Source organism: Prevotella sp. HMSC077E09, assembly GCF_001814685.1.
In the GTDB taxonomy this organism is placed as follows: domain Bacteria; phylum Bacteroidota; class Bacteroidia; order Bacteroidales; family Bacteroidaceae; genus Prevotella; species Prevotella oris.
Window position 1 is genome coordinate 1 of the sequence record NZ_KV817514.1, and the last position, 14,273, is coordinate 14,273.

The window sequence follows — 14,273 nt, forward strand, 5'->3', positions numbered from 1 at the left end:
GACTGTCGCATTTACTAATTTAAACTGCATCTCAAAATACCACCAAATAGAAAAAGAAAAACGGAAAAATTGACATGATTTGATGATTTTAATGTTCTTGTTTCGGTTTTTGATGCATTACACGCAGTAATTTGACGCAAAACACAGCGCTATCTGCGTCAAAACACACCGTCATCTCATGCAGATTACACCGTGATTTGATGCAAATTACAAGCTTTTTCAGCGTGATATTGTCTTGGATTTCGCGTCATTTTTCATAACTGTTTGACTGACAATAAATTACAAACTGCCCAAAAACAGCGCTTATTTGGAACGAGGGAGAAACTCATTTCAAATACGCAAGCTATGCGAGAGCTATTGTAAATATTTTTAATAAAACCAGTTATACCTGCTACATGGAAACTTGTAAAACTCTTCAAGAGATTAAAATGGAGATGAAGAAGCCTAAACATCCACAGGAAGTTAGCCTAAACTACAAGGAAACACTGAAGTTTCTGCGTGGTGAGAAATAGGCTGTTATTACGAATAGACAGCCAAATGCTATAACAAGGGAACAGAAACTGCAATGTGGGCAGAACAGAAAGAGAGCCAAAGGACAAATTCTTTTGGCTCTCTTTACATGGGTTAAGAAGATTGGAGCGTTATTTCTTTAATTCAAACGCAGGGGTATCGAATGCCTTTGCACTTGCAGTTGTAGTCTTACGCTTATAGAGATAAACGTTCGTTCCCAACATCAAATAACCTTGATAGCTGTCGTTAGAGAATTTAGTTGAATTGAAAGCACCTAACACAAATACTGCTGTTTTACCGAAAGTCAATACAGTTCCATCAAGTTCAGGCGCCTTTGTAGCCAGTTTCTCGCTATAGAAAAATGCTCCGGAGATCGTGACAGAAGAATCAAAATAAAGCTGATTTTTAGACGGCCCGACAATTGTTCCGACGAAATAGTCCTTATACTTGCCGGCCTGTTGGTTTGAAGCTATCGACAAGCTGGCAGTTTCAGCATCATAGGTTACAGGAACAGCAATGCCCGAAGTGCCCAACTTGAGCACAAGTTTCTTGCCTTGTTTCACTAATTTCATGGCATATCTGCGCGTAACGGGCTGCTTGTTTTCATCCGTTTCATCCATCTGGAGATAGTAACTTCCCAATAAATCACGGTCGAAATCTACCTGGGTGACCTTGATAGTGTCCTTACCCGCCATGCTTTCAATCACGATTTTGCCTCTGCGCAGATGTCCGTCATTGTTCGCAGTAGTGCTGACGGTCATCACGCCTTTGGCATATTTCGCCGTAATCCAACTGTCGGGCGATGACACCTTGATGTCGAATGTGCTCTTCACCTTATAGGAGACAGTATTGGCTTCATCACCCAACACGAGGTTTTCGGGCACATCAATCTGTGTGATCGGGCCGAGCTGATCAATTGCCACGACTGTAGAATCGGCATCAGAAGTCTTGATTACCACCGTTGTATGACGTGACTGCATGTCGTTATTCACTTCTGCCGTGACGGTCACAAGACTGCCCTTAGCTTCGGCTTTGGCCCACGATGCAACAGCATAAGCCTGCTTCACATTGCCTTCGACAATGATACTGTCGGTGCCTCCCAATGCATCAAAGGAAGTTTTTGCCGATACCACCTTCACAGTGTGCATGTCGACATCATTCGTGATATCGTCATTGCCACAGGCTGCCAGCATGGAAAGGCAGCCCAAAGCAAATATAGTGTGGAATAATACTTTATTCATAACCATTACTTTTAAGTGTTATTGTATCTTCTTCATACCCTTGATATAAGGTATTTCAGCACTTCCATTGACCTTAAGCGTGGTTGACTTTCCCACTTCATGATTGCCGTCATACTCTATGATGACGAAAGAATCGGTGTTGAAGAAATAGCCATAGGTCGGTGTAAACGTGAGGTAAGTGCCCGGTTGGGCGGTGTCCTTGGTAATATTATAGCCCAACATATCGATTTTGTAATAGTCTCCACCATCGGCTAACGCCATGGAACACATCCAGAACTCATGTCCGTTGGGGGCTGTATAGATAAGTTCCGGTGACCAAGTCAACGAGCCATCTTCGGGCTTATAAGTAAATGTCAGGTGGAAATCAGGAGAGAGTCCTTCCAACTTATAGGTCTTCCCGTCGCCCAATGCAACCAATTTCACCTGGATAGAAGCATTCTCATACTCGAACTTATACGTTCCTATATAATCTGCATAGCGCATGAAATCAGCGTTAAGCACAATGTCTGTAGCTCCCGCATCCGTTGAAGTGAAAGACAAGTTGTCAATGCTATACGTGAAATGCTGCACCTGCTTGCCGGCTATCATTACAGGAGATTGAAGTTCAATTCCATTCTCAGTATAACAGAACGGCACAGACTTCTCGCCAGATTTTGAGGATACAGAGAAGCGTCTGTCGGCCGAAACTTCTACTTTGGTCGTATCTTTTCCAATGATACAGTTGTACTTCTGCTTCACATTTTCAGCCACTTTCTGCATGGCTGTGATGTAATCTTTCCAGTTTATATTGTCTTTCAAGCGTGTCATTACCATCTTGTTATGGAACTTCTTGCCCTCAAGGAAAATGGAGTCATTGGTGGTACGCTGAATGAGAAACTCGTAGTCCTGTCCCTTTCCGTCGTCATCCATCTGGGAAGGTGAGGAAAGCATGTGGAAGATTTTATTGTAGGTGTTGACCGTCAACACAGGCCCCATATCCTTAATCACGTCATAACTTGATGAAGATGTATTCTGGGGATAGTCTATATCGCTGGCAACAGTGACCTTTCCATCCTTGAACTTCATCAGATAGGTATAGCCGCCACCCTCATAATTCTCTTCAGTCCAAAGGCGAAGCAGCCAGCCATTAGTTGCTGACTCCAATAATGTTTTATCGGCTTCGACGGCTTTTTCGACACGTTGTGCAGCCGGTTCGTCAAACACAACGTTGTCATCGTGCAGACAAGAGCTAAGCATCAGCGTGACGAAAAGTATCTGAATACTAAATATTATCTTTTTCATAAGCTGCTTTTCTTTTAGTTTAATTTATTCAAGTCGAGTTGATTAATTTCCGAAGCTCTGCGGAGAACGATGCTGCGCAGTGCGTCAATATCAAGTTTCCACGAGTCTTTCATATAGGCACGAATGATGTCAAGTTTGGCCTGGATAAACGGAGCGCCCTGCGAACCGGCCCGTCTCATGAGCGCCTGCCAGTCACTTGGCGATGTCGTTACATAGACAGAAAGCATTTCAGCAAAGTCTTCTATAGGCTCACTCATGGCATACGGTGTGACAAAGCCTTTCTTGTTGGCTTCTGCCGCCTGCACTTGATACCAGTCACCACTGACATAACTGCCTTCAGAGATATGCTGGAAGTTCTCATCATAAGGGATTTTCTGATTGAGAATGTGGGTAAACTCGTGGTGCATCGTATGGAAATAATACTCGTTCATCGTAGCATAATCCTTCAAAGTCTTATCTGTAAGACGGTTCACCATATAGAGAGTGATTACCAATCCACCCTCTGCCGTACCGAGAACCATTGTTCCTTCACCACTGTTATAGGCTGCTGAGCCTATCAAGTGGATTACTCTCGGCACATTCTCCTTTACGAAATTGGAGCCGACACATTCTGCATAGGCATCAAACCAAAGATACTTAGCGATGATAGCCAGCTTTGCAGACTTTGCAGAATCTGCCGGAACAAGGTGGTATTTCATATCGCTGTAGATGTCTTCCATTTTATATTTGAAGTCTATATTATACGGATAAGTATAGTTAGTCAGCAACCATTTATCGAAATTATCACGCTGTACCGGCTTGTTTGGGAAAATACTCTCATCCGAGGGATTATCTTCTGAGCATGAAGCGAAGCCCAATGACAGAAGAACTGCAATGGCTAAAAAATATATTTTCTTCATATTCTACTCGTTTTTAGATTTTACTTGTTTCTTGGATTGGCAGGAAGTCCGGCCGTGATAACATCCTGTGGCAACTGAATGGCACGGCGTGGATCATCTACCTTCATGGTGTCGGTGACAGCAATAACCTTTCGACTGCCGTTCAATGTACGGCGATAGATGACGATGCCATAGCGTTTCACGTCTTGAAGACGCCATCCTTCACCCAAAGTCATGATGCGCCGAAGCTGCAAGATAGCTTGAAGGATAGGCTCTTGTGTGGTCGACTCTATGCTGAAAGCCGTATTGAACTTCTTCTTCGGCGTAGGAGCTGTTGGCGTATAATAGTCAATTCCACTGTAGAAACTTTGGATATCAGCCAGCGTTACACTGAGTCTGCCACCAGAATAAGCCTGCACTTCAGTATTAAGATCGTTCACTGCATCAGCATACTTGCCCAACATTGCATTGGCTTCAGCACGTACAAGTAATGTCAAGTCTGTCGTCAATACGGGATAAGCAGAGTGGGCATACCCTATTCTTGCCTGTACATCCGTATATTCAAACGCATAAGGAATCTTGTTGATGAAGTATTTTGCAATACTGTTGTTATGCCATACCGTGTAACCGAAGCCTGCACTGCTTCCCCACGGGCCTTGCGACTGCAGGTCTTCCTTTTCAGAAAGCAACTGACCATGTGCATACTTGTTAGCATATCCATAAGGTCCCAGATAGGCTCCGGCTTCAGAAAAGACGGTCTGCAAAAGCAGGTTGGCCTGGCTGGAGATATTGACATAATTGTTTGGTGCTACCTGACCATTGACTGTAAGCACATTGAAAGCCTTCCAATCACGTAGTTTTGAAGAGGCATCAGAACCGAGAACACGCGTTGCATAGGTCACAGCCTTGTCATACTTCTGATAATAAAGATTGAAAAGGGCAGCAAAAGCATAAGCCGAATTACGCGTGAAATGATACTTCGGACGTGAATAATTATCAGTAATCAAAGGTAATCCTTCTTCAATATCACGGTTCATCTGGTCGTAGAAAGCAGCCAATGTACCACGTTTGTACGTTGTTCCAACTTTTGTTTCCGGTTCCGTTGGATAAGGAACTCCCATGTACTTCTCTGCAGTTGTGGCATCGTAGGCCATGCAGAATGTATTGGCAAGTTGGAAAGCAGCATAGGCCCGACAGAGCAAAGCTTCACCTTTTGAGGGTTGATAATCATCAGTGTTCCCGTTATCACGAATAGCCTTAAGTGCCGTATTAGCTGTGCCCATGGCTTTGTAAAGGCTGTTCCATATCTCTTGCGGTGTCTCACTCTCAGAGATCTCGGTGATATCAGCCCAAGCATAAGCCTGATCTTGAAAACGTCCTGCACTGGTCCAACTTGTCACTTTGAACTCATCTGAATTGTCAGAATACATTTCTGCCAACAAAGCAGGATTGTGATCAGGATAAGCCGAAACGAGAAATTGCTGTACTTTCTCCTTGCTGTTCAGCTCCATACGGTTATCGGGGAGCTTGTCAAGATAGTCATCACATGAGCTTATGCCCAGCGTAACAGCAGCTATCGACACGTATATATAAATCTTTCGAATGTTCATAACTTTAATTTTTCTGCGTTTATAAACCAAATTTGAGGGTCATTGTGAACTGACGTGGAATAGGAGCAGCCACACCACCTGCGTTGACAAACTCCGGATCTTGACCGTTCAGCTTCTTATCTGCATAGATAAGGAAGAGATTGGTTGCCTGGAGTTTCAGCGAGAGATTAGTGAAAGGAGTAGACTGGAGCATAGCCCTTGGGAAGTCATAACCTAAAGAAATCTCCTTCATACGAATGAAGTCGCCCTTTGCCGTGCGGTTACTCGTGTAGTTATAAGCATTGTAAGCGATTCTCAAACTACTGTCATCACGATACATACGATAAGGCAATATGCCCGGAACAGAGGTTATTTTCTCATCACCGGCCTGCATCCAACGGTTCTTGAACTCCTTTGTCATTGAGGTAAGGTCGTTGTAACGTGCACTGAAAACAGGGTCGAGGCGCACGTAACTGCCAAACGAATAGGTCACGAAGATATTCAACCGCCAGTTTTTCCATTTCAGTTCATTACCCAAAGAACCTGTAACAGTTGGCTCTGTAGGCCCTTCATAAATCAGATAACTATTGTCTGTACGGTTCTGGAAATTGAGATCTGTAGAGGTCAAATTCCCTTTTTCATTCAGATAAGTGGGGATACCTTTGTCGGTAAGTCCTTGGAACGGCATCGAGAAAATAGCACGATGAGGGTAACCCTCCATTGTAAATCCACTGCTTGCCTCACCACTGATAAGGTCAATGGTACGCGCCTGACTCATCAACGATGTAACCTTCGTGGTCACATGTGAATAAATCAAGTTGGTAATCCATGTGAAATCACGGTTCCTAATATTTGTTGTCTGGATTGAAAGTTCCTGACCTTGCGACTTCATGGAAGCCGTGTTAGCATAGCGAACCACCTGTCCGCCGATACCCTGTGTGGCAATCGGCCCAATCAGATCGAAGTTGTTGCGCCAAAAGAGGTCGAAAGTGACATTGATACGGTTATTGAGGAAGCCTAACTCCGACCCGATATTGAACTCGTGCTTCTTTTCATAAGTAAGTTCTGAATTCTCCAATTCACTGATTTGAATACCCGATTCCTTGTCTGTTCCGAATATCCTGTATGGGGTATATGACTTCAGAATTACTGTTGAATTGGTATAGGTAGAAGGCCCGGGATCGGCAGTCAGAGAATAAGACGTACGAAGCAAGGCATGCGTAAGCACATTCTTGAACGTGTTCTTGAACCAAGGTTCCTCGCTTGCATTCCAACTTCCCGAGATATTCCATGTTGGCAACCAACGTGCACTGCGGCTCTTTCCCAATCGGTTCGTACCTTCGTAGCGGTAAGTTCCGGTCAGGTTGTAACGCTGTTTGTAGGAATAGGTACCCGTAGCAAAGAAGGCTGCCGTGCGGTTATGAGTGTTGTTGAGTGAATAGTAAACAGCATTGTCATCGATATTCTTCTTAAAGAACTGATAAATATAGAATGGAATCTCACCTCCATCATATTGCATACCGACACCATTAAAGAAAGTACGCTTGCGATCTACATTCGAAACATCAAGTCCTCCCAATACATTCAACGTGTGTGTCTGGTTGAATGTATGCGTATAATTAGCCGTGGCACGCACATCCCAGCTTACTTTCTGGAGGTCGGTCTTCTGATAGAAGCCTCCACTTGGCAACACGGAGATGGGCAAAGCATAGGGATTTGTCGGATCCTTATAGAGATAATGATTGGCATCCCGAATGATAGAGTTGTCCATGGCACGATAGGCCTGGGCCTGGTTAGAATGCTCTGTAATCTTATGCTCCTGTGAAGAAGTGTCATACTGCACGGCACCAATAACCGACAGACGCAGGTCTTTAATAGGTTTATAAGCCAATTCTGCCTGGAATTTCGTATTCAGCACGTTCATGTCAATCTTGTTGTTCTCCAGTTCATTGAGGATATTGAAGGGCGCATAGTTGGCACGATAGTTGGTATTCGGGTCGAGTGCACGCGATGTGTTCAGTGCATAAGAATAAGGATTGATGTCGAAATCGCGCTTCACTTGACCACTGATCACATCCACATCCTGTGCCAATGTGCCCGGAGCCTGCTGCTTACGGTAGGAAGCCGAAGCCAACAGCGTCAGTGAGAGATTGTCGAGCAGATGATGAGTAGCATTGAAATTCGCCGTATAACGTCTCACCTCAGAGTCTTTATACCAGCCAGGATCGGCCATGAACGACATGGAAACATAATAGTTTGACTTCGCCGTACCACCACTCAAACTGACAGAATGGTTCTGCATCAACGCACTTGAGAAGAGTTGTTTGAACCAGTTGGTGTTACGCATCTCGGCACTGTGTAGATAGGCATCACGTGCTTCTTTAGTGTTGACAAGCCCAAACTGTCCCGTCGAAGGATTGTAGGTGTTGATGAGTTCATACATCTTTCCATAAACACCGTAGTCACTGCCATTCAACACATCAGAGAGATTGAGCCATCCTTTGTCCTGCATTTCCTGATAGATACCCATTTGATCCTGGGAATTCAGAATGTTGAACTGACCGTAAGTGGGAACCAAACGTGAGGTAAACTCACCGGTATAGTTCACATGAGCCTGTCCCGAACGGCCTTTTTTCGTAGTAACAACAATAACGCCACTCATGGCACGTGCTCCATAAATAGACGTAGCTGAACCGTCTTTCAGGATTTGAAAACTCTCAATATCATCAGAATTAAGTCCTGCAATGGCTGAAGAAATCAGCGTCTCTGCATCACCAGATGACAGTGCATCGGCACTGATATCAGTGATGTCTTCCTGAACAACGCCGTCAACCACCCACAGTGGTTTTGAATTACCATAGATAGAAGTGGCACCACGCACATGAATTTTCGGTGCCGTACCAAAGGTTCCCGATACGTTTTGCACGCTCACTCCGGCTGAACGACCTTCAAGTGAACGGCTGATATCTGCCATTCCGCCAATCAAAGCATCGCTGGCCTTAATCTGATCGGCTGCACCTGTGAACATTCGGCGGTCCATGTTCGAGACACCTGTTACCACAACCTCGTTCAATGTCGCATTGTTCGGGGTCAAAACAACCCTCATGTTCGCCTTAGGATTGAGCGTCTGAGGCTGCATGCCAATGTAACTGACGACCATTTTCTTGCCTTTCGGCACTGTCAGCGAGAACTTTCCGTCTGAGTCGGTCACTGTTCCGGCCTTCGAACCCTGCACAATAATCGAAGCACCGATAATGGGTTCGTTGTCTTCCGACGAGATAACCGTTCCGGAAACTTGAGTCTGTGCCGTCGCTATTCCCATGCTCAGGAAGAGTGAGACTAAAAACATCATGAGTCTTTTTTCCATAAATCCTCTCTCTTAAATTAATAATTTATACAACAATTCTCTTATCTATAGTTTCAATCAGCAATCATCTCAGACGAAGAAAATACTTCTTTTAAGATGAAAGAAACATTGCTTGAAGCAATATTCTTTTTTATATTATCAATTATCTCTTATTATTCTCTATTTAGCCTAAACTGTTAATGGTTTTATCTAAAGTTTTAATAAAATAACAAAAACGCAACATTAGTTTGCATTTGCAAATATAATTGATTTTAATATAATAACCAAGAAAAGTGATAAAAAAATAGTTTTTACAGTAAAATTAGTTTGATTATTATATTATTATGGTTGTTTAGTTTTAATTTGTTATATTAAAAGAAATGTTACTGAATATGAATTTAGCAAATAAATATAAAATAACATTAACAAACAAAACTATAGTTGTGCTGTCATAATCCTCTTTTAGCAACACATCTAAAAAGCCACGATTGAGAATGGAAACCTTTCACTTACAACAAAGCACTAAAAAAGATGAAATTGTTGATGAGTTTTCTGCAGTTTTTGTGCAAATAGTCAGCAAATAATCTGCAAATGAATTCCAATTAAGAATAATTAACAAATGAGACCATTGATAATCAATCACTTACATACCCCTAAGAACAAGAACTAGAACAAGAACTAGAACGACGACGAGAAAGAAAAAGAAAGAGTGCCGACGTCGTCGCTTTTTCCTGACGATAATTTACATAATATTGCTTTTATTCCTCCATGCAGCAATTTCATCTGCCACAACAGCCCGGCTCATCTCTGTCATATTACACTGTAAAATGACAGAGATGAGCAGATGAAATGCGTCAGATCAGCACGTAAACTGACGCTTTTTACAAGCAGAAGTAACGGGCAGAATAATCTTTAATTCAAGGAAACAAAATCCAGAAAGAAGCAGAAGGCCCTTTTATTAGATGCCATGAAAGCAAACCACTTGCGTATTTCCATACTTACAAAAGCGATCTGCAGCCCCTGATTTTGAAGTTCCGTGAATGAAAACTAAACCGTGGTCCACCTAATTAGCAAGATTATTTGTATCTTTGCAAGCAACATCATGAGAAGGAGAAAGGGATGCATTGCTTGCTAAAGACAGGCTATCCGCCCCAGTTGCGAGGTGGAATTATCACCGACCGAAATATCACCGACTGATTGTTTCAATAAAGAATTGACAGAATAAAAATGAAAACCGAACTTGAAATAGCCCGAGAATGTCAGTTGCAATCCATTGAAAGGATTGCTGAAAAGATTGATATTCCCACAGAAGAACTCGAAAACTATGGTAAATACATTGCTAAAGTACCCCTTAAACTCATTGATGAAAAGCGCGTCAAGAAGAGCAATCTCATTCTTGTGACAGCTATAAGTCCGACAAAAGCAGGTATCGGAAAGACCACCGTCAGCATCGGATTATCAATGGCAATGAACCGATTGGGGCATAAATCCGTGTTGGCATTGCGCGAACCTTCACTTGGCCCGTGCTTCGGAATGAAAGGCGGTGCCACAGGAGGAGGCTATGCACAGGTGCTGCCCATGGACAGAATAAACCTTCATTTCACAGGCGATTTCCATGCAATTACATCGGCTCACAATATGATTGCAGCCCTACTCGACAACTATCTCTATCAGCACCATGAAGAAGGTTTTGCACTTAAGGATGTGCTCTGGCGCCGTGTGCTTGATGTGAACGACCGAAATCTACGCTGTATCACAACCGGTCTGGGGGCAAAAACCAACGGGCTGCTCAGCGAAAGCGGTTTTGACATCACGCCGGCCAGTGAGATTATGGCCATTCTTTGCCTCGCCACAGACGAAGAAGACCTACGCCGACGCATCGATAATGTCTTATTAGGCATCACTCTTGACGACAAGCCCTTCTGCGTGAAAGACCTCGGCATAGGTGGAGCCATGACAGTTTTGCTGCGGGATGCACTCAATCCGAACCTCGTTCAGACCATTGAAGGCACGGCAGCCTTTATCCATGGCGGCCCGTTTGCCAACATTGCACACGGCTGCAACAGTATTCTGGCCACGAAAATGGCCATGACCTTTGGCGATTATGTCGTGACAGAAGCAGGCTTTGGGGCCGATCTTGGGGCCGAAAAGTTCTTGGATATCAAATGCCGTAAAGCAGGAATACAACCGCGACTCACGGTGTTAGTGGCCACAATCATGGGGCTGAAGATGCATGGCGGCATGCAGGTGGGCGACCCGGAGAACGGCTGTTGCGAGCATATCCGTAAGGGATTGGAAAATTTAGACAGACACATTGCCAACATGCAACACATGGGACAGCGCGTCATCGTGACCCTGAACCGCTTCGGCAATGACACAGAAGAAGAGATTGCTATAATCAGTGAACATTGCGAGAAGTTAGGAATTGGCTTCGCTGTAAACGAGGCTTACATGAAAGGAAGCGAGGGTTGCATGGATTTGGCACAGCTTGCCATCGACGAAATTGCAGCTCATCCGTCAGAAGACATTGCTTATTGCTACACAGATGAAGCCAACGTGAAGGACAAGATTACGGCCGTGGCCAAGCAGATTTACGGTGCCAAGCAGGTGATTTTCAAGAAACAGGCATTGAAAATGCTTGAGCGTATTGCCAAATGGGACCTTGAACGCTACCCAGTCTGCATTGCCAAGACCCAGTATTCATTGAGCGATGACGCCAAACGGCACGGCGTTCCCAAGGATTTTACTTTCACTATTCGCGACCTTGTCATCAATATGGGCGCCGAAATGATTGTGGCTATCGCGGGCGATATCATGCGCATGCCAGGACTTCCACGCCATCCGCAAGCAGAACGGATAAACCTCCAAGACGGGCTGCTGATTGGTTTGGAATAAAGAAAGCACAGAAAGACTTCTGTTTCTACCCTTATTTTCAAATTGCAGACATTAGCAGACAGCCCACAAAAAGAACAGACCTTGCGAATATTTCAATAATATCCGCAAGGTCTATAGTTCAGTGTCATGCTGAAATTGGGCACAGCGCATTTAACTGAATGGCTACAGTTTCCCTTGCTCTCCCAAATAACTGTCCTTAAACCCAAGGAAATAGAGCACACCATCCAAGCCGATATTGTTGATAGACTGCTGTGCCGTTGCCTTCACACGAGGCTTTGCATGGAATGCAATCCCTAATCCGGCTTCTGCTATCATCGGCAAATCGTTGGCACCGTCTCCCACAGCAATGGTCTGTGCAAGGTTCACCTGTTCAACTTGAGCAATGAGTTTCAGGAGTTCAGCCTTGCGTTTTCCGTCGACAATATCACCCACATAGCGCCCTGTCAGCTTACCATTCTCATCGATTTCAAGTTCATTTGCGTAAACATAGTCAATGCCATAGCGACGCCGGAGCTGTTCTCCGAAGAAGGTAAATCCACCACTGAGAATGGCAATCTTATATCCACATCGCTTCAATACTGACATCAATCGGTCGGCTCCTTCGGTGATAGGCATGTGCTCTGCAATATCTTGCATCACGCTGACATCAAGTCCTTTGAGCAATGCTACACGCTCCGTGAAACTCTCCTTGAAATCAATCTCGCCACGCATGGCACGCTCTGTGATAGCTTTCACCTTATCCCCCACTCCGGCACGAGCTGCCAGTTCATCAATACATTCTGTCTGAATGAGCGTCGAGTCCATATCAAAGCAGATGAGACGGCGCATGCGTCGATACATATCATCACGCTGGAAAGAGAAGTCAATCTCCTGTTCTGAAGCCAGATGCATCAGTTTTGACTGCATCAGTTCACGGTCTTTCGGAGTTCCGCGCAGTGAGAATTCAATGCAGGCACGCACATTTCGTTCAGGATGCTTGATGCTCATGCGACCTGTCATCCTTCGAATAAAGTCAATATTCAGTCCCTGTTCAGCAATAATCTTTGTTGCAGCAGCAATCTGTTTGGCTGAAAGCGAGCGACCAATCACGGTCAGAATGTAGCGGTTCTTGCCCTGATGATCGACCCATGACTCATATTCATCGTCAGAAATCGGTGCAAATCCTATGTTCACATTCAGTTCCTCGGCCTTGAACAGCAGTTCTTTCATCACCTGACCAGAGTGCGTATCATCAATGCGGATAAGGATTCCGAGTGACAAGGTGCTATGAATGTCGGCCTGACCGATATCTAAAATGCGAGCATTATAGCGTGCCAGAATTCCCATGACGGCTGCAGTGAGCCCAGGACGGTCCTGTCCTGTGATGCGAATAAGTATCTGTTCTTCTTTTCCTTCTATATTTTCCATCTCGTGAAGTGGTTTTCATTTGCTCATAAAGTAATCTCTCCCGAACCGTAACAATAATGGTGATGTGCATCATAGACCACGCAGAACTGTCCCGGAGCCACGCCATGTATCTTACTGTCGGCATGGATAACATAGGTGTTTTCACCTGTCCTTTCAAGCGCTGCAGGCAGATATTCTGGAGTATGACGTATCTTGAACGTGATGCGTTCGGGCAATTCGGGCAACGCTGTTCCTTCAGGACAATAGGTAGTGACATGAAAATCATGTATCTTGAAGTCTTGCTTATACGCCGTTTCAGGGTCATAACCATGACTGACATACAGGATATTACGCTCCACATCCTTTTTAACCACAAACCAAGGACCACCGCCAAAGCCAAGTCCCTTACGCTGACCAATCGTGTGAAACCACAGTCCTTTGTGCTCACCTATCTTCTTTCCTGTCTCCAATTCAATGACATCACCCACGCTTTCGCCTAAATAACGGCGCACATATTCATTGTAGTCAATGTTTCCCAAGAAGCAGATGCCCTGACTGTCACGGCGCTTTGCATTGATAAGATGTTCTCTTTCGGCTATCTCGCGCACTTCATTCTTTTCGAAATGTCCTATTGGGAAGATGGCCTTTCTCAGTTGCCAGCCATAGATTTGTGCCAAGAAATCAGTCTGGTCTTTAACCGGGTCAGGACTTGTCGTGAGCCACTTTCGCCCATCAATCCATTCGGTCTGTGCATAATGTCCGGTAGCAATGAGGTCGTAATCGTGGCCTATCTTCTCATCGAAAGCACCAAACTTGATGAGCCGATTGCACATGACATCAGGGTTTGGCGTGAAGCCCGCTTTCACCTTATCCATGGTGTATCGCGTCACTTGAGACCAGTATTCCTTGTGGCAATCAATCACTTTCAGCTGACAACCGAAGCGATTTGTCAAGGCCGTTGCCATTTCCAAGTCTTCTTCACTCGTGCAATCCCACTCTTCTTTCTCCTCGGGACCAATCATGATGTAGAAGCAATCGGGATGCAAACCATGGCTCACCATCTCGTAAAGCACCACACTGCTGTCGACACCTCCCGAAAGAAGAAGTGCTATCCGCTTGTCCTTTATTTCATCATAATTTATCATTC

8 protein-coding genes are annotated in these 14,273 nt (G+C 44.5%); 1 reads left to right on the forward strand and 7 read right to left on the reverse strand.

Translation table 11 applies throughout. From position 1 onward, the window contains the following. Window positions 1-641: 641 nt before the first annotated feature. The 5 genes from HMPREF2983_RS02710 to HMPREF2983_RS02730 are packed head-to-tail and all read right to left on the reverse strand — an operon-like array spanning window position 642 to window position 8,866. Window positions 642-1,751 carry a BACON domain-containing protein gene (locus tag HMPREF2983_RS02710; RefSeq protein WP_246829323.1) on the reverse strand — a complete coding sequence of 370 codons (1,110 nt, stop codon included), beginning with the start codon at window positions 1,749-1,751 and terminating at the stop codon, window positions 642-644. Between the two features lie 18 nt (window positions 1,752-1,769). Next, the gene (locus HMPREF2983_RS02715) at window positions 1,770-3,032 is read right to left on the reverse strand and encodes a DUF4302 domain-containing protein (protein ID WP_070666499.1); all 1,263 of its coding nucleotides are present in this window, start codon (window positions 3,030-3,032) and stop codon (window positions 1,770-1,772) included. 14 nt (window positions 3,033-3,046) lie between these two features. Beyond that, window positions 3,047-3,931, reverse strand: a complete 885-nt coding sequence (locus HMPREF2983_RS02720) for a zinc-binding metallopeptidase (protein WP_004371824.1) — start codon at window positions 3,929-3,931, stop codon at window positions 3,047-3,049. A 20-nt stretch (window positions 3,932-3,951) separates the two neighbouring features. Then, window positions 3,952-5,520 (reverse strand): RagB/SusD family nutrient uptake outer membrane protein, encoded by a 1,569-nt coding sequence (locus HMPREF2983_RS02725; RefSeq protein ID WP_070666502.1) that lies wholly within the window; start codon window positions 5,518-5,520, stop codon window positions 3,952-3,954. A gap of 19 nt (window positions 5,521-5,539) precedes the next feature. Then, entirely contained in the window at window positions 5,540-8,866 is a 3,327-nt protein-coding gene (locus tag HMPREF2983_RS02730; protein ID WP_070666508.1) for a SusC/RagA family TonB-linked outer membrane protein, read from the reverse strand. Window positions 8,867-10,072: 1,206 nt separating this feature from the next. Between HMPREF2983_RS02730 and HMPREF2983_RS02735 the strand changes: the two genes are divergently transcribed. After that, on the forward strand, window positions 10,073-11,740 hold the full coding sequence (locus HMPREF2983_RS02735) for a formate--tetrahydrofolate ligase (protein WP_070666511.1): 1,668 nt from the start codon (window positions 10,073-10,075) through the stop codon (window positions 11,738-11,740). A 162-nt stretch (window positions 11,741-11,902) separates the two neighbouring features. Here the strand turns inward: HMPREF2983_RS02735 and serB are convergent, their stop codons facing one another. Both serB and mnmA read right to left on the reverse strand, forming a co-directional pair. Then, entirely contained in the window at window positions 11,903-13,147 is a 1,245-nt protein-coding gene (serB, locus tag HMPREF2983_RS02740; protein ID WP_018919323.1) for a phosphoserine phosphatase SerB, read from the reverse strand. Between the two features lie 23 nt (window positions 13,148-13,170). Beyond that, window positions 13,171-14,271 carry a tRNA 2-thiouridine(34) synthase MnmA gene (mnmA, locus tag HMPREF2983_RS02745; protein WP_070666514.1) on the reverse strand — a complete coding sequence of 367 codons (1,101 nt, stop codon included), beginning with the start codon at window positions 14,269-14,271 and terminating at the stop codon, window positions 13,171-13,173. Window positions 14,272-14,273: the final 2 nt, after the last annotated feature.

What these genes read in the sequence shown, in the direction of transcription:
- HMPREF2983_RS02735 (WP_070666511.1), top strand. Translation starts at nt 10,073, where the DNA reads ATGAAAACCGAACTTGAAATAGCCCGAGAATGTCAGTTGCAATCCATT.
- serB (WP_018919323.1), bottom strand. Translation starts at nt 13,147, where the DNA reads ATGGAAAATATAGAAGGAAAAGAAGAACAGATACTTATTCGCATCACA.
- HMPREF2983_RS02710 (WP_246829323.1), bottom strand. Translation starts at nt 1,751, where the DNA reads ATGAATAAAGTATTATTCCACACTATATTTGCTTTGGGCTGCCTTTCC.
- HMPREF2983_RS02725 (WP_070666502.1), bottom strand. Translation starts at nt 5,520, where the DNA reads ATGAACATTCGAAAGATTTATATATACGTGTCGATAGCTGCTGTTACG.
- HMPREF2983_RS02715 (WP_070666499.1), bottom strand. Translation starts at nt 3,032, where the DNA reads ATGAAAAAGATAATATTTAGTATTCAGATACTTTTCGTCACGCTGATG.
- HMPREF2983_RS02720 (WP_004371824.1), bottom strand. Translation starts at nt 3,931, where the DNA reads ATGAAGAAAATATATTTTTTAGCCATTGCAGTTCTTCTGTCATTGGGC.
- mnmA (WP_070666514.1), bottom strand. Translation starts at nt 14,271, where the DNA reads ATGATAAATTATGATGAAATAAAGGACAAGCGGATAGCACTTCTTCTT.
- HMPREF2983_RS02730 (WP_070666508.1), bottom strand. Translation starts at nt 8,866, where the DNA reads ATGGAAAAAAGACTCATGATGTTTTTAGTCTCACTCTTCCTGAGCATG.